The 14,904-nt window shown below is 59.3% G+C and carries 16 protein-coding genes; 5 read left to right on the top strand and 11 right to left on the bottom strand.

Translation table 11 applies throughout. From position 1 onward, the window contains the following. Positions 1-214: 214 nt before the first annotated feature. A complete protein-coding gene (locus QZ766_RS10150) occupies positions 215-505 on the top strand; it encodes a DUF1471 domain-containing protein (RefSeq protein WP_297201097.1) in 291 nt (96 codons plus the stop codon). A gap of 72 nt (positions 506-577) precedes the next feature. On the opposite strand, the gene QZ766_RS10145 is transcribed toward QZ766_RS10150, so the two are convergent. Next, entirely contained in the window at positions 578-2,194 is a 1,617-nt protein-coding gene (locus QZ766_RS10145) for an ABC transporter substrate-binding protein (protein WP_297201094.1), read from the bottom strand. Between the two features lie 203 nt (positions 2,195-2,397). On the opposite strand from QZ766_RS10145, the gene mpaA reads away from it, so the two are divergent. Next, positions 2,398-3,117 (top strand): murein tripeptide amidase MpaA, encoded by a 720-nt coding sequence (gene mpaA, locus QZ766_RS10140; RefSeq protein ID WP_297201091.1) that lies wholly within the window; start codon positions 2,398-2,400, stop codon positions 3,115-3,117. Here the strand turns inward: mpaA and ycjG are convergent. Next, the gene (ycjG, locus tag QZ766_RS10135) at positions 3,108-4,073 is read right to left on the bottom strand and encodes an L-Ala-D/L-Glu epimerase (protein WP_297201089.1); all 966 of its coding nucleotides are present in this window, start codon (positions 4,071-4,073) and stop codon (positions 3,108-3,110) included. The two genes, mpaA and ycjG, sit on opposite strands and share 10 nt — an antisense overlap. A 100-nt stretch (positions 4,074-4,173) precedes the next feature. Here ycjG and tpx point away from each other — a divergent pair, with 100 nt between their 5' ends. Continuing rightward, complete coding sequence (tpx, locus tag QZ766_RS10130; RefSeq protein WP_297201086.1) at positions 4,174-4,680, top strand: thiol peroxidase; 507 nt, start codon at positions 4,174-4,176, stop codon at positions 4,678-4,680. Positions 4,681-4,704: 24 nt separating this feature from the next. Here the strand turns inward: tpx and QZ766_RS10125 are convergent, their stop codons facing one another. From QZ766_RS10125 to pspA, 8 genes are all read right to left on the bottom strand, one after another. Further along, positions 4,705-5,772: an AbrB family transcriptional regulator gene (locus QZ766_RS10125; protein WP_297201083.1), complete on the bottom strand. Its 1,068-nt coding sequence runs from the start codon at positions 5,770-5,772 to the stop codon at positions 4,705-4,707. Beyond that, entirely contained in the window at positions 5,765-7,306 is a 1,542-nt protein-coding gene (gene tyrR / locus QZ766_RS10120; protein ID WP_297201080.1) for a transcriptional regulator TyrR, read from the bottom strand. The genes QZ766_RS10125 and tyrR overlap by 8 nt, the downstream gene beginning before the upstream one ends. A gap of 183 nt (positions 7,307-7,489) precedes the next feature. Continuing rightward, on the bottom strand, positions 7,490-8,539 hold the full coding sequence (locus QZ766_RS10115; protein ID WP_297201077.1) for a TIGR01620 family protein: 1,050 nt from the start codon (positions 8,537-8,539) through the stop codon (positions 7,490-7,492). Continuing rightward, positions 8,536-9,933 carry a YcjX family protein gene (locus tag QZ766_RS10110; protein WP_297201074.1) on the bottom strand — a complete coding sequence of 466 codons (1,398 nt, stop codon included), beginning with the start codon at positions 9,931-9,933 and terminating at the stop codon, positions 8,536-8,538. Before QZ766_RS10110 ends, QZ766_RS10115 begins: the two co-directional genes overlap by 4 nt. A gap of 114 nt (positions 9,934-10,047) precedes the next feature. After that, positions 10,048-10,266, bottom strand: coding sequence for a phage shock protein PspD (gene pspD / locus QZ766_RS10105; RefSeq protein ID WP_297201070.1), 219 nt, complete (start codon positions 10,264-10,266; stop codon positions 10,048-10,050). A 19-nt stretch (positions 10,267-10,285) separates the two neighbouring features. Further along, positions 10,286-10,645, bottom strand: coding sequence for an envelope stress response membrane protein PspC (pspC, locus tag QZ766_RS10100; protein ID WP_297201068.1), 360 nt, complete (start codon positions 10,643-10,645; stop codon positions 10,286-10,288). Beyond that, a complete protein-coding gene (gene pspB, locus QZ766_RS10095; RefSeq protein ID WP_297201066.1) occupies positions 10,645-10,866 on the bottom strand; it encodes an envelope stress response membrane protein PspB in 222 nt (73 codons plus the stop codon). The genes pspC and pspB overlap by 1 nt, the downstream gene beginning before the upstream one ends. Positions 10,867-10,917: 51 nt before the next feature. Then, positions 10,918-11,589, bottom strand: a complete 672-nt coding sequence (gene pspA / locus QZ766_RS10090) for a phage shock protein PspA (RefSeq protein WP_297201062.1) — start codon at positions 11,587-11,589, stop codon at positions 10,918-10,920. 158 nt (positions 11,590-11,747) lie between these two features. Here pspA and pspF point away from each other — a divergent pair, with 158 nt between their 5' ends. Continuing rightward, the gene (pspF, locus tag QZ766_RS10085) at positions 11,748-12,734 is read left to right on the top strand and encodes a phage shock protein operon transcriptional activator (RefSeq protein ID WP_297201060.1); all 987 of its coding nucleotides are present in this window, start codon (positions 11,748-11,750) and stop codon (positions 12,732-12,734) included. 104 nt (positions 12,735-12,838) lie between these two features. Here the strand turns inward: pspF and QZ766_RS10080 are convergent, their stop codons facing one another. Then, positions 12,839-14,008 carry a M20 aminoacylase family protein gene (locus tag QZ766_RS10080; RefSeq protein ID WP_297201057.1) on the bottom strand — a complete coding sequence of 390 codons (1,170 nt, stop codon included), beginning with the start codon at positions 14,006-14,008 and terminating at the stop codon, positions 12,839-12,841. 169 nt (positions 14,009-14,177) lie between these two features. On the opposite strand from QZ766_RS10080, the gene QZ766_RS10075 reads away from it, so the two are divergent. Then, on the top strand, positions 14,178-14,904 hold a 727-nt coding region (locus QZ766_RS10075; protein WP_297201055.1), incomplete at its 3' end, for an AraC family transcriptional regulator.

The raw sequence follows: 14,904 nt of genomic DNA, 5'->3' as shown, positions 1-14,904 counted from the left end.
TTTCCCTGATAGCCCTTGCCGCAACGGCTGATAGCACGCCGCGTTGGATCTGACGTATACCTTCCACGAACAAAAATCAAGTAAATGAGATGTCATAACTTTGGATGAAATCATAAATATTTTGATGCTCGCCAAACAAAACTCTCACGTTTTACACTACAATCGACTTGGCTAAGGCAACAACTATCGTCAATCTAACAAGGATGCTTTAAAAATGAAAAAATTACTTCTGGCAACATCGCTGATGGCTTCTGTGTTCTCTTTTGGTGCGCTCGCTGCGCAGCAGATTTCACAAGAAGAAGTTGACCACTTTAAACTGGTTAAAATCGGCACCGTTAATGTTTCTCAGAGCGGCGGCGCAATCTCCTCTCCGAGCGACCTGCATGCGAAACTGTCCCAGCTGGCCGATGAGAAAGGCGGTACTTATTACCGCGTGATCGCCGGTCGCCAGCACGGTCCTAATTTCGAAGCGATTGCTGACGTTTATAAAAACGCCAACAAATAATTCGCAAAGTAATTATTTAAAAACCACGCAAAAGCGTGGTTTTTTTATTTTCCAACTCGGTAAAGCACCCGATCAGTGCTTAATAATGTACATCGTCCGGCTGTATGCCACATCTTCCGGATTGTCGATAGGATAGCCCTTGAGCCACGGCTTGATGAGGCGGCCGTTGGTGTACTGATAGATTGGCGCAATGGGTGCCTGCCCGGCAATAATTTTCTCCGCCTCATTGTAATCGGCGTTGCGCGCCTGCGCGGTAGACTCCAGGCTTGCCTGGTTAATGACCTTATCGTAGGCGGGATTACTGAACCGGGCGATATTACCGCTGTGGCTTGAGGTGAGCAGCGAAAGGAACGTCGACGGCTCGTTATAATCCCCTACCCAGGAGGCGCGGATCACGTCAAAGTTGCCGGTATTGCGGCTATCAATATAGGTTTTCCACTCCTGATTTTGCAGCTTCACGTCAACACCCAGATTCTTCTTCCACATCGATGCCACGGCAATCGCGATTTTCTGGTGGTTTTCAGAGGTGTTGTACAACAGCGTCAGCTTCAATGGGCGATTCGGCCCGTAACCCGCCGCCTGCAGCAGCATCTTCGCCTGAGCGTTAAGCTCGGCCTGGCTCAGGTTTTCAATCTCAGACGGCTGAGGTGTAAAACCCGCGGTCACGTCCGGGGTAAAGCGCCACGCGGGCTTCTCACCGGTGCCCAGTACTTTGTCCGCGATAATGCGTCTGTCGATAGTCATGCTCAGGGCCAGACGCACCCGATAATCCGCCGTGGGTCCCTTGCGGGTATTGAACGCATAGTAATAGGTGCCGAGCTGCGGCGGCGTAAAGACCTGCCCCGGGATCGCTTTTAGCAGCTGCTTATACTGGTTTTTCGGGAAGGACTCGGTGATGTCGATATCGCCGGCCAGATAGCGCTTGGTGGCTGTTGACTCCTGATTAATGGGCACAAACGTAACCTGCTTAATGACCGTTTTCGCATTATCCCAGTAAGCCGGATTCGGCTCCTCGACCAGCTTCTCGTTGACGACCCGCTCTTTGAGCACGTAGGCACCGTTACCGATTAACTTGCCCGGACGCGTCCAGTTCGCATCGCTTTCTACATTCGCTTTCTGCACCGGATAAAGAGAGAAGTTAGCAGTCAGGCTGGCAAACCACGGCAGCGGTTTATCCAGCTGCACCTTTAGCGTGCGGGCGTCGACTGCGGTGACCCCGAGCTTGTCGGGCGAGGCCTTGCCGTCAATAATGTTTTGCGCGTTGGCGATGCCCGCTAGCGCCGCGAAGGAGGCAAACGGCGAAAGGGTCTTAGGATCCACCAGCCGCCGCCAGCTGTAGACGAAATCCTGCGCCGTCACCGGCGTGCCGTCCGACCACTTTGCATCGCTGCGCAACGTGAAAATCCAGCTGCGGTTATCGTTACTCTGCCACTGGGTAGCAACGCCGGGAATGATATTGCCCTTGCTGTCCTGATTGACCAGCCCTTCAAACAAATCGCGGATCACCTGGATTTCCGGCAGCCCGACGGCTTTTGCCGGATCGAGCGATGCGGGTTCATCTTTAATATGGCGGACCAGAACCTGCTGCGCCGCCAGGACGGTGCCGGCCGGAACGTCGGCGGCCATTACGCCCGATGACATACCGCCCAGCGCCAGCGCGCAGCAGATGAATGAAACAGGAAACTTCATGCTATCTCCTTTAACTCAGATGAACCTTGCCAGAGGCAAAATGTGATTATTTGTGTCGGCCCGCGCAAAAGCAAATGACTTCTGGCAAAAACTTGATGCGCCTACGTTGCGGGCTGGAAAAATAGCCGCTGCGGGAAACTATTTGATTATCGGTAAATTTTGCACAACACTGCCAGCAACGCCTCCACACTCAGGAAATGGTTATGTCCATCACCCGCCCCCGCCCGCAGCGCGGCGCGTTTCCGCCCGGCACGCAGCACTATGGTCGCTCGCTGCTCGGCGCGCCGCTTATCTGGTTCCCCGCCCCGCAGGCCAGCAGCGGCAGCGGGCTGATCCTGGCCGGCACCCACGGCGACGAAAATGCGTCGGTGGTTACGCTCTCCTGCGCCCTGCGGACGCTTTCCCCCGAGCTGCGCCGCCACCATGTCGTGCTGGCAGTAAATCCCGACGGCTGCCAGCTCGGGCTGCGGGCCAACGCCAGCGGTGTGGATCTCAACCGCAACTTCCCCGCCGCCAACTGGAAAGCCGGTGAAACGGTGTATCGCTGGAATAGCGCTGCAGAAAGCCGCGACGTGGTGTTACTGACCGGCGACAGCGCCGGGTCCGAGCCGGAAACCCAGGCCCTGTGCCAGCTTATTCACCGCATTCACCCCGCGTGGGTGGTGTCTTTCCACGATCCGCTGGCCTGTATTGAAGATCCAGAGGAGAGCCCGCTCGGCCACTGGCTGGCGCAGGCTTTTGAACTGCCGCTGGTCACCAGCGTGGGCTACGCCACGCCGGGCTCATTTGGCAGCTGGTGTGCCGATATCGGCCTGCACTGCATTACGGTAGAGTTTCCGCCCATTTCATCTGACGAGGCCAGCGAAAAGTATCTCGCGGCAATGACTGGCCTGCTGCACTGGGACGCCGGGCGTCACAAGTAGAGCGCGCCGCCGCGAAATGCCAGCGCCGGTGCGGCATCTACTGCAAGCCAGGTTGGCCCGTCGAGATCGGCAAAGCGAACCCCCGGCGTAAGCGGCAGCGCCGCCCTGATAGCCCGCGAGGTGCAGAGCATGCAGCCCAGCATTAACGTAAATCCCTGCGCCCGGGCCTCGTCCGCCAGCGCCAGGGCTTCCGTTAGCCCACCGGTTTTATCCAGCTTGATATTCACCATGTCATAACGCGCTTTTAGCTCCGCCAGATCCGCGCGGGTGTGACAGCTCTCATCCGCGCAAATCGGCAGCGGATGAACAAAATGGCTCAGCGCCGCATCTTCACCTACCGGCAGCGGCTGCTCCAGCATTGCGACGTTGAGATCCGCCAGCAGCTGGCAGCGCGACGCCAGCCCTTCGCCCCGCCACGATTCGTTGGCATCCACAATCAGCGTGGCGTCCGGTACCGCGGCGCGGATAGCGACCATCCGCTCGCTGATCAGGCGATCGTCGAGCTTGATTTTCAGCAGCCTGGCACCGCTCTCCCACAGCGCCAGGGCGCTACAGGCCATCAGCTCAGGAGCGCCAATCACCACTGTTTGCGCCGTGACCACAGGTGACGTCAGACGCGCGTGGGTGATTTCCGCCAGGGGTTTTCCCGCTTTACGCGCTTCAAGATCCCACAGCGCGCAGTCCACCGCGTTGCGCGCGGCGCCGGGCGGCAGCAGCGCCTGCAGCTGTTGGCGGTCAAGGCCCGCTTCAAGCTGCTCGCCGATGCTGACGATCTGCGCCATCACCGAATCTATGGTCTCGTCATAGCGCGCGTAGGGCGTACACTCTCCGCTGCCCTTCACGCCACTTTCCTCAAGCTCCACAACCACCACCTTAGCTTCGCTGCGGCTGCCGCGCGCGATAACGAATGGCGTATGTAGCGGCCAGGCCTCTTCGAAAACTCTTACACTTCTCATACCCGGCTCCTTACAGCGAAAGGTAAAACCATTTGCCGCGTTAATGGTTGATGTCTTACACTAGCGTTGACGTTAACTATATGTAAACAGGAAGATAATCATGTCACAAACAGTACATCTACAGGGCAATCCCGTTTCCGTTCAGGGCACCCTTCCTAAAGCGGGCGACAAAGCACCGGCCTTTACTCTGGTGGCTAAAGATCTCTCCGACGTCACGCTGGGCCAGTTCGCCGGCAAACGTAAAGTATTAAACATTTTCCCGAGCGTCGACACCGGCGTTTGTGCCACGTCCGTTCGTAAGTTCAACCAGTTGGCTAGCGAAATCGATAACAGCGTTGTGCTGTGCATCTCCGGCGACCTGCCGTTCGCCCAGTCCCGCTTCTGCGGTGCTGAAGGCCTGAGCAACGTGGTAACGCTCTCTACGCTGCGCGCACCTGAGTTCTTAAGCCAGTACGGCGTGGGTATCGCCGACGGCGCGCTGAAGGGCCTCACCGCCCGCGCGGTCGTGGTGGTTGATGAAAACGACAACGTTATCTACAGCCAGCTGGTGGATGAAATCACCACCGAACCGGATTACGACGCCGCGCTCAACGCGCTGAAAGCCTAATCCCGCCGTCCTGGCCCGTCCGGGTCAGGACGCTTTTTCTTCTGCTTTTTCCCGCGGCGCATAACGCGAAATTGCCCGCGCAATCACCGGGCCGGCCAGTAAAATACTGAACAGCCTCAGAGTCTGCATCGCCATAATAAACGACATATCCGCCCGGCTTCCGGCAGCGATCATCGCCACCGTGTCCAGACCACCCGGACTGGTTGCCAGATAGGCGGTCATAAAATCCACCTTCAGCAGTACGGTGAGCCCCAGCGCCATCAGCGCGCACAGCAGGATCATCGCGCAGATACAGAGAATAATTTGCGGCAGAGTTTTTAGCGCCACCTGGAAAATCGCTTTGTTAAAGCGCAGCCCGACGCTCCAGCCAATGGCCATATACGCCAGCGCCAGCAGCCATTCGGGAAGCTCAATATGCACGATTCCGCCGCTCTGCAGGGCTGCTCCGACCAGCATCGGAAACAGCATCACGCCGGAGGGAAAGCGGCTGATTTTACCCAGCACTCCCGCCAGCGCAGTAAACAGTATGGTCCAGAGCAGGCTAATGTCGGGTGAAGGAAACCACACAACCTGCTGCACGGCGCCGGAAGCAGGTTCATCGAGGGTGAAGCGCACCACCAGCGCGGCGGCACCGGCGACAAACAGCACCCGCAGATATTGCATAAAGGCGACCAAGCGAACATCCGCGCCGTAGTCCTGGGCCATCGCCACCATCGCCGACGCGCCGCCCGGCGAAGTTCCCCAGGCGCCGGTCGATCCCGGCAGCGCGCTGTAGCGCACCAGCAGCCAGCCGGAGAGCGCGCTAACGCCCAGCGTGGCAATCAGTACCCCGAGCACTACCGGCCAGTCTGTCAGCAGCACGCCGACAATGGACGGCGTCAGGGTTTGCGCAATCATGCAGCCGATCACCGCCTGGGCGGCGAGGAAAAAGGGGCGCGGTATGCGTAAAGAAGCGCCGCGCAGGCTGCAGACAATGCCCGCAATCATCGGGCCGAGCAGCAGCGCGGCGGGAAGATGAAACCAGAGCAGCACCGCAGACGCGGCTGCCGAGAGCAGCAGCAGTCTGCACCACTGCGCCCGCATATTACTCATCGCCCTTTTTCTGATTCAGACCGTACTCGCGCAGCTTATTCGCGATGGCGGTGTGGGAAACGCCGAGGCGCTTCGCCAGCTTGCGGGTGCTGGGATAGCTGCGGTACAGCTGATTGAGCACCGAGCGCTCGAAGCGGCGCGTAATGTCGTCCAGCGAACCTTCCATTGCATCCTCGCCTACCGCCATGGTGGCGGTATCGTAATCCGGCAGCAGAATATCCTGAGCGCGCAGCTCGTAGCCTTCCAGCTGGGTCAGCGAACGGTAAACCGCATTTTTCAGCTGGCGCACGTTCCCCGGCCAGCCGTAGCGGATCAGCATGCTGTTGAGATCCGCGGACAGCTTGGGCCGGGCGATGCCCTGCTCGTCGGCGAAGCGGGCCACAAACAGCTCGGTGAGCGGCATAATATCCTGCGGACGATCCCGTAGCGGAGGAAGATTCAGGGTCAGCACGTTAAGGCGATAATAAAGGTCTTCGCGAAACTGCCCTTTCTGCACCAGCTCGGTAAGGTTTTTTTGCGTGGCGCAGATCACCCGCACGTCCACGTGCACTTCACGATCTTCACCCACCCGGCGGAAAGTGCCGTCGTTGAGAAAGCGCAGCAGCTTGGTTTGCATGCCCGGCGACATTTCGCCAATTTCATCCAGCAGCACCGATCCGCCGCTGGCCTGCTCGAAAAAGCCCTTCTTACCTTCCGGCGCGTGGCCAAACAGCTCGCTCTCCACCGCATCCTCCGGAATAGAGGCGCAGTTGAGGGCCATATAGGGTTTATCAGCCCGCGGGCTGGCGAGATGGCAGGCGTGCGCCAGCTGGTCTTTCCCGGTGCCGGTCTCGCCGACAATGAGCAGCGGTGCGCTGAGCATCGCCAGCTTGCGGGCCTGGTCGATAACCTGCCGCATGCGCGCGCTCACGGCGACAATCTGGCTGAAGGCGCTGACGTCCTGGCTGGTCATGGTTTGCAGCTGGCGCCCCATGCGCAGCGTGGAGCGCAGCATAACAACCGCGCCCATAAATACCCGGTCTGCATGTTCCCCTTCCAGCGCCACCGGCGTGATATCCATCAGGAAGTTCTGGCCGTTGATGACCACGTGCTCGCTGTGCGGCTCTGCGGGCGCGTCCTCCAGCCAGCGCTGGATGTTAAAACCGCCGATCAGCTGTCCGACGGTATGGTGCAGCAGCTTCTCCGGCGCGAGGCCAAACAGCTGGCAGCTGGCCGGGTTGGCTACTTCCACTTTACCGCGGGTATCCAGCGACAGTACCGGCTCGGGCATCGCTTCCAGCAAAGCACCGAGAGCCAGATGCTCGCGCTCGGAGGGCATCCACGGCACGGTACGCACGTCGGTGACGCCGGCAATACGGCGAATTTCAGCCATCAGCGAGCTAAAAATGGTGAAGTCGAGTTCGGCAAAATTGAGGTAAATTCGGCCAACGGGATCGATATCAATGCCGCGCAGGTCGATCCCGCGCAGTACAAGGAGATCGAGTAATTCACGGGTCAGACCGAGGCGGTCCTCACAAAAAACTTCAAGACGCATGGGAAACATCACCCTTAAGAGCCAATGACGAGATGGATGATAAGACAGTTGCGGGAATACGGGAAGACAGCTGTCAACAATTATTGACAGTATGGCGGAAATTCAGGCGCTTTGCTGTAAATCGGCGTTTTTTCGGCACGAAGCGTTAATCGCGGCCGGCCCAAAAAGCCAGCCGCGAAGCTGTTATGCCGGTTTTTTACTCATGGTCTCTTTCAGTTGCCCCACAAGCTCCCGGCGGAAATCGCCGAGCCTCGGCTTGTCGCCGTCAATCCACGGCAGCGGGCGGCAGACTTCCATCGCTTTAATGCCTAATCGGGCAGTCAGAAGTCCGGCCCCGATACCCTGCGCCGCGCGGGCAGAGAGCCTGGCGGCCAGATCCTGAGACATCCAGTCCATGCCGACCTCCCGTACCAGCTCGCTGGCACCGGCAAAGGCAATGTTAAGCAACACCAGCCTGAACAGCCGCAGCCGGCTGTAGTAGCCAAGCTCAATACCGTACAGCGCGGCTATGCGGTTAATCAGCCGCAGGTTGCGCCAGGCAATAAAGGCCATATCCACCAGCGCCAGCGGGCTGACGGCGATCATCAGCGTTGACTCTGCCGCCGAGCGGCTGATTTCCCGGCGCGCCTGGGCATCCAGTACCGGCTGCACCAGGTGTGAATAGAGGGTGATAACTTCCCGGTCGCTCTGCGTCTCGTGGATCGCCGCGTACCAGCGCTGCAGTGCGGGATGCGCCTGGTCAATCCCCGCCTGCGCCGCCAGCTGTTCGCAAAACGCGCGCCCTTTTCCGGCGCCGTGGCTGTGGAGAAGATCCCGGGCTTCGTCACGCTCCTGGGCCCGCTGGCGCAGGCGCCACAGGCGCCGCCACTCGGTAGCCACCGACCCCACCCCGGCACCCACAATCAGCAGTCCGGCGGCGCAGCCGCCGAGAGCGGCCCAGTCCTGAACCTGCCAGGCGTGGGCTGTCCACTGCACGCCCTGGGCAACGGCGCTGGCACCAAACAGCGCCAGTCCGGCTCCTACCATTTTGCGCCACAGGCTGCGCTTCGGGCGCAGGGCGGCCTCAACAACGGCCTCCGCCGGGCCGTCATTGTCGATTACCAGCGGCGAATCGACGGCCAGCGGGGAAAAGGTTTCCGCGTCGCTAAACGCCCGCGCCGCTCTGAACTGTTCGTTTTTGTCCGCTTCCAGCGGCCCTGCGAAATCCATCCGCGGCTTAATCGGCTCGCTCATCGCAATTTATCTCCTATTAAAAATTCCAGCGCGCTGTCGAGGCGGATATGCGGCAGCGGTTTATCCACATCCATTGTCCGCGGGCGGAAGTTCTCGAACTGAAAGCCCTGCTGTTCCCAGAACGCCTGTCCCGGCAGCCTCGCCGGCACTTCGCCGGGATAGACCGTTAGCGGCTCGCCGTCGCGCAGGCGGCTGCCGCGCAGGGCCGGGATTTTTTCACCGTTGACGTCAATCAGCCCGCTCTCCGTCGCCTGCACCGAGGCCAGCCCAAGACAGTCCATGCTGATGCCCTCAAACGCGGCATTCTGCCAGGCGTCCTGAATCAGCTGCTGCAGCAGCGCCACCATATTGGCATGCTGATCCACCGTGACGTGATCCGCCTTGGTCGCCGCAAACAGCAGCTTATCGATCACCGGCGCAAACAGGCGGCGGAACAGCGTCCGCTGGCCGTAGTGGAAACTCTGCATCAGCTGCGTCAGCGCCAGGCGCATGTCATTAAACGCCTGCGGGCCGCTGTTGAGCGGCTGCAGGCAGTCCACCAGCACAATCTGGCGATCGAAGCGTAAAAAGTGGTTTTTATAAAACCCCTTCACCACGTGTTCGCAGTAGTAATTGAACCGGGCTTTCAGCATCCCGGCACTGGTATGCGGCCCGGCCTGCGCGAGTCGCGCTTCACCGATATCGTCCACGTCAGGCCAGGGAAAAAACTGCAGCGCCGGGGCGCCGGCCATATCGCCGGGCAACACAAAGCGCCCGGGCTGTATAAAGTGCAGCCCCTCTTTTTTGCAGGTGTGCAAATAGGCGGTCCAGGCCTCGGCAATCGCCGCCAGCCGGTTTTCATCGGCGGGCGCCAGCGGATCGAGCCCGTCACACAGCTGACGCCATTGGGCGGACCACTCTCCGCGCTGCCCGGTGAGCAGCCCGGTCATCTGCCGCGACCAGCTAACATAGTCCTGCGCCAGCATCGGCAGGTCCAACAGCCACTCGCCGGGATAATCCACAATTTCAAGGTATAACGTGGAGGTCTCTTTGAAATGACGCAGCAGCGAGTCACCGGAGCGATAGCGCAGCGCCAGCCGAATTTCGCTCACCCCGCGCGTTGGCGTCGGCCAGGACGGCGGCGAGCCGTACAGCTGGGCCAGTCCTTCATCGTAAGTAAAACGCGGAATGCCGAAATCGCGCTGCGGCACGCGCTTCACGCCGAGCAGACGCTCCTCCCGCACCGCGCCGAGCAGCGGCAGCCGCGCGCCCGCGTGCAGGTTAAGCAGTTGATTGACCATGGAGGTAATAAATGCGGTTTTGCCGCTGCGGCTGAGGCCGGTCACCGCCAGGCGCAGATGTCGATCCACGCCGCGGTTAATCAGTGCATTGAATTCGCTTTTGAGTCGCTTCATCGCCATCCTGTTGCGCCCTGAAGTGTTTTGTAATGAAGGGATTATAACATGGGGGCCGCGTGCGGTATTTTCACCCGGGGATGCATCAGGCACAGCCGGGGCTGCGCCCTGTTTTTATTTCACGCCGCGCGCCAGTTTAGTGGCGAGTTTTGCCAGCAGCGGTTCAAGGGCAACCGCCAGCAGCATTTTCAGCGGGCGACGGGCCACGGATTTAATCGCCCAGCCGGCAACGCCCGCCGGGCCGTAACGCAGTGCGGTCAGCAGTGCCAGCCTGCCCGCCAGTTTCAGGCCGGGCTTCACTTTTTGCCCGGCGCGCTGCCATTTCTGGTTCATGTAAAATCCTCGCTCAGTATTAAAGGTGACGAAAGCGGCTACGCAGTGAGAACGTGTCGGATGTGACATAGCGTTCCATTTCGCGCAGGCGCTGCTCGCCGGCGGCCAGCTCGGCGTCAACCGCGTCCAGCAGCTCGCCGCTGGAAGGGGCTTTCTCGCCGTACAGCTCGCCCTGGGGGATCGGGTCAAGAGCAAATGCCAGAACGATATAGGCGGCAATCACCACAAAGAACAGGCCGCAAACCGCTGCCAGTACCGTGGCAATGCGCACCAGCTTCACCGGCACGTTAAGCCAGTCGGCAATCCCGGCGCAGACGCCTTTGATCATGCCTTTCTGCGGAATGCGCCAGAGTTTTTTATTGAAATTGAGTCCGGTCATTATTTCTCTCTCCAGTTCGGGTGCTCCGCATCAAGAATGTCTTCCAGCGTCTGAATACGCTCGCGCATCCGTTTCGCATCATCATTCAGCTGCTGCAGGCGCTGCTGCTGGCTCTGGGACAGCTCGCCGCCGGAGCGATTGTTGTAGTGCAGCCAAAGCCATACCGGCAGTACGAACATCACAAACAGGGTCAGCGGTATAGCAAGAAAAAGCGCGCTCATGGGGTCTCCTTACGGTTGATGAGCGGCGACACGACAGTGCCGCCAGGCCTGTTATTGTTCGTTATTCTGTTTCATTTTGGCCTTCAGCTCGGCCAGCTGCGCGCTGATTTCATCATCCGCTTTCAGCTCAGAAAACTGCTGATCCAGCGTCGGCTTTTTACCAAAGCTGTGGCTTTCCGCTTCGGCTTCCATCTGATCGATACGGCGCTCGAAGGATTCAAAACGGGCCATCGCCTCGTCAAGTTTGCCGCTATCCAGCTGGCGACGCACGTCGCGTGAAGAGCTGGCGGCCTGGTGGCGCAGGGAGAGCGCCTGCTGACGCGCGCGGGTTTCGCTCAGCTTATTCTCAAGTTCGGCAATCTCTTTCTTCATCCGGTCCAGCGTTTCGGTGACCAGCGTAATTTCGTGCTCCAGCGTGGCGACAACGTCGGTCAGCTTCTGTTTTTCAATCAGCGCGGCGCGGGCCAGATCGTCTTTCTCTTTACGCAGCGCCAGTTCGGCTTTTTCCTGCCACTCGGCCTGCTGAGACAGCGCCTGCTCAACGCGGCGGGTAAGCTGTTTCTTTTCAGCCAGCGCGCGGGCGGAGGTGGAGCGCACTTCGACCAGCGTATCTTCCATTTCCTGAATCATCAGGCGCACCAGCTTCTGCGGATCTTCCGCTTTCTCCAGCAGCGAGTTGATATTGGCGTTCACGATATCGGCAAAGCGAGAAAAGATTCCCATAATTACATCCTCATTCAGTCAATTTTGTTATCGGGCAAAGCCCTCGCCGAATAATTAATACAAACGGCGTGCCAACTTTTTATCTTATTGATTTTACGCTAAATGGTTGAATGTCAGCCCTCTGACGGATAAAGTGAGCTGGCGAATATCACTAACATATGGTGAATTTCATCATGACCGAATACAAAGACAATTTGCTGGGCGAGGCCAACAGCTTCCTTGAAATGCTGGAGCAGGTTTCCAGGCTGGCGCCGCTCAACAAGCCGGTGCTGATTATCGGCGAGCGCGGCACCGGCAAGGAGCTTATCGCCAATCGCCTGCACTATCTCTCCTCCCGCTGGGACGGGCCTTTTGTGTCCCTCAACTGCGCGGCGCTCAATGAGAACCTGCTCGATTCGGAACTGTTCGGACACGAAGCCGGCGCGTTTACCGGCGCGCAGAAGCGCCATCCGGGCCGCTTCGAGCGCGCCGACGGCGGAACGCTATTCCTCGACGAGCTGGCGACCGCGCCGATGATGGTGCAGGAGAAGCTGCTGCGGGTCATTGAATACGGCGAGCTGGAGCGCGTCGGCGGCAGCCAGCCGCTGCACGTAAACGTCCGGCTGGTGTGCGCCACTAACGCCGATCTGCCGAAGATGGTCAGCGAAGGAACGTTTCGCGCCGACCTGCTGGACAGGCTGGCCTTTGACGTGGTTCAGCTCCCGCCGCTGCGGGAGCGCCAGAGCGACATTATGCTGATGGCGGAACATTTTGCGATTCAGATGTGCCGGGAGCTTTCCCTGCCGCTATTCCCGGGCTTTACCGACGCGGCACGGGAGACGCTGCTGGGATACGGCTGGCCGGGGAACATTCGCGAGCTTAAAAATGTCGTAGAGCGCTCAGTCTATCGCCACGCCAGCAGCGAGCAGCCGCTGGACGACATTATTATTGACCCGTTCCAGCGCAGCCCGGTCGTACAGGCGGCGCAGGCGGAAAGCGGTTCTGCGGCGCTGCCGCTGGATCTGCGGGCCTTTCAGCAGGCGCAGGAAAAAGCCCTGCTCGACAAAGCGCTCGAACAGAGCAGGTTTAATCAGAAAAAAGCGGCTGAGCTGCTGGGGCTTACCTATCACCAGCTGCGGGCGCTGCTTAAAAAGCATCAGCTTTGAGGCGCGCGCCGCCGAGTACGCTGACCATTTTATAGATCCCCGATGCCACGCCGGCTCTGTTGGCCTGCGCGTGCATCTATGGAGCAGCCCTCCGTATCGCGATGCTAGCGCAGGTAATATTCCGTCAGACCGCACCACAGCGCGGCTCCGGTTTTCAGGATCCGGTCATTAAAGTCATAGCCCGGGTTATGCACCATGCAGCGGTCCTGCTCATCCCCGACGCCGATAATGAAATAGCTGCCGCGCGGATTTTTTTCGAGCATGAAGGCAAAGTCTTCGCTGCCCATAAACGCACTGACATCGGCTACGCTCTCCTCTCCGAATAAATCGCTGGCCACCGCGCGCACCATCGCATTAGCCTCGGGATCGTTATTCAGCACCGGACTGCCGTTGATGTGTTTGACGGTGGCGGTAGCATTAAAACTCACCGCCTGAGCGGTGGCGATTTCGCTGATGCGCGCGAGCACTTTCTCCCGCACCTGCTGGTTCAGGGTGCGCACGGTAAGCTTCATCTGCACATTTTCATTGATGATGTTGGGCGCGTGGCCGGCCACGATGCTGCCCACGGTCACTACTGCGGGATCGAACGGCGAGACATTGCGCGAGACGATAGACTGCAGCGCCAGGGTAATGTGGCAGGCCACCAGCGTGGCATCAACCGTCTGTTCCGGCATCGCGCCGTGGCCGCCCTTGCCGTGCACGTCGATCTGCAACGTGTCCGACGAGGCCATCATCGGGCCATCGTGCAGGCCAATTTTGCCTGTCGCCAGCCCCGGCATGTTATGCAGCCCAAAAATACGGTCGCAGGGGAATAGATCGAACAGCCCGTCCTCCAGCATTACCCGCCCGCCGTACAGCAGCTCCTCCGCAGGCTGAAAAATCAGGTGCAGGGTGCCGTTAAAACGGCGGGTTTTCGCCAGGTACTGGGCGGCGTACAGCAGCGTGGTGGTGTGGCCATCGTGGCCGCAGCCGTGAAATTTCCCGTCGGTTTGGCTGGCCCAGGCCTGGCCGCTTTGCTCCTGCATCGGCAGCGCATCCATGTCGGCGCGGATCCCTAAACGGCGCTCGCCGCTGCCGGCTTTTAGGGTGCCGACAACGCCGGTGCCTCCCAGGCCGCGATGTATCTCATAACCCCACTCGCTCAGCAGCTGGGCCACCTTATCGCTGGTTTGATGTTCCTCGAACCCAATCTCCGGGTGCTGGTGAAAATGGCGGCGTAGCGCAATGAATTGATCTTCGTTGTCAGCAAGCGCGGCAAGAATTTGGTGTGTCATTTTTTTAATTCCTTATGGCTTATCGATGTTAATCACGAGTCTACGCCGCCCGCTGCCGCAAAATGCGCATTTATTTGTTGTGAGATCACGCATTATTGATGAATGTTTTTCATACAAGCGGGTTATGACAAAAATACGCCGCTATTTATTGTCTTCAGGAGAGCCGCCGGTGGATCGGCATGAGAGTGAGTTTTCAGTACGCGTTGATGAAATTGCCCACCTGAGCTGCGGGGCAGAAAGTGGGTTAACCCTGGTGTGGATCCTGGAAGGCACTCTGCAGCTAAATGTTGAAGAGAAAGCCGTCCCGCTTGCGGCTAACGATATGTACATTATTCAGGATAATCGGCCCTGGTCGCTGGACGGAAGCGCCGGTAACGTCGCGCTGCGCCTGGCGCTTGCCGCCGGCTGGCTGCAGCATCTGGACAGCGATTTTTTTAACCATGCCTACGTTATCCCGGATGAGAATGCGGGCCGCTGGCCGCAGTGCGATGAGCTGCGCAACCTGCTGCGCCAGCTGCTGGCCGGATCGCTGATAAACCACTCCTCCCGGCACCGGCTGGATGCCCACCGCTGGGTCAGCGAAATCGTGCTGCTGCTGGCAAGCCGCTTTCAACAGCCGCTCAGCGAGCCTCTGCGCTCCGCGAACCCCGGCTGGAGCCGCCGCATCCGCCAGGTGGTCGACCGCATTAACGCCGGCTATAACCGACGTATCACCCTTTCTGAAATAGCCCGCGCCGAATTTGTCTCTGAAGCCTGGCTCTCCCGGCTGTTTCATAAAGAGGTGGGAATAAGCTTTATGCAGTATCTCTCCCGCCTGCGGCTGAAAAAGGCGTCCGACGCGCTGCGCCACAGCCGCCTGCCGCTGGCCCACATCGCGATGGCGCACGGCTTTGCCA

The organism is uncultured Pluralibacter sp. (assembly GCF_913775985.1).
Taxonomy (GTDB): Bacteria; Pseudomonadota; Gammaproteobacteria; order Enterobacterales; family Enterobacteriaceae; genus Pluralibacter.
This window is presented reverse-complemented; position numbering and strand designations above follow the sequence as displayed.

Coding starts and splice junctions, on each gene's coding strand:
- QZ766_RS10115 (WP_297201077.1), bottom strand. CDS start 8,539: ATGAGCGAGCCGATTAAGCCGCGGATGGATTTCGCAGGGCCGCTGGAA.
- QZ766_RS10125 (WP_297201083.1), bottom strand. CDS start 5,772: ATGAGTAATATGCGGGCGCAGTGGTGCAGACTGCTGCTGCTCTCGGCA.
- QZ766_RS10145 (WP_297201094.1), bottom strand. CDS start 2,194: ATGAAGTTTCCTGTTTCATTCATCTGCTGCGCGCTGGCGCTGGGCGGT.
- tpx (WP_297201086.1), top strand. CDS start 4,174: ATGTCACAAACAGTACATCTACAGGGCAATCCCGTTTCCGTTCAGGGC.
- mpaA (WP_297201091.1), top strand. CDS start 2,398: ATGTCCATCACCCGCCCCCGCCCGCAGCGCGGCGCGTTTCCGCCCGGC.
- pspC (WP_297201068.1), bottom strand. CDS start 10,645: ATGACCGGACTCAATTTCAATAAAAAACTCTGGCGCATTCCGCAGAAA.
- ycjG (WP_297201089.1), bottom strand. CDS start 4,073: ATGAGAAGTGTAAGAGTTTTCGAAGAGGCCTGGCCGCTACATACGCCA.
- pspF (WP_297201060.1), top strand. CDS start 11,748: ATGGTGAATTTCATCATGACCGAATACAAAGACAATTTGCTGGGCGAG.
- QZ766_RS10150 (WP_297201097.1), top strand. CDS start 215: ATGAAAAAATTACTTCTGGCAACATCGCTGATGGCTTCTGTGTTCTCT.
- pspB (WP_297201066.1), bottom strand. CDS start 10,866: ATGAGCGCGCTTTTTCTTGCTATACCGCTGACCCTGTTTGTGATGTTC.
- pspA (WP_297201062.1), bottom strand. CDS start 11,589: ATGGGAATCTTTTCTCGCTTTGCCGATATCGTGAACGCCAATATCAAC.
- pspD (WP_297201070.1), bottom strand. CDS start 10,266: ATGAACCAGAAATGGCAGCGCGCCGGGCAAAAAGTGAAGCCCGGCCTG.
- tyrR (WP_297201080.1), bottom strand. CDS start 7,306: ATGCGTCTTGAAGTTTTTTGTGAGGACCGCCTCGGTCTGACCCGTGAA.
- QZ766_RS10080 (WP_297201057.1), bottom strand. CDS start 14,008: ATGACACACCAAATTCTTGCCGCGCTTGCTGACAACGAAGATCAATTC.
- QZ766_RS10110 (WP_297201074.1), bottom strand. CDS start 9,933: ATGAAGCGACTCAAAAGCGAATTCAATGCACTGATTAACCGCGGCGTG.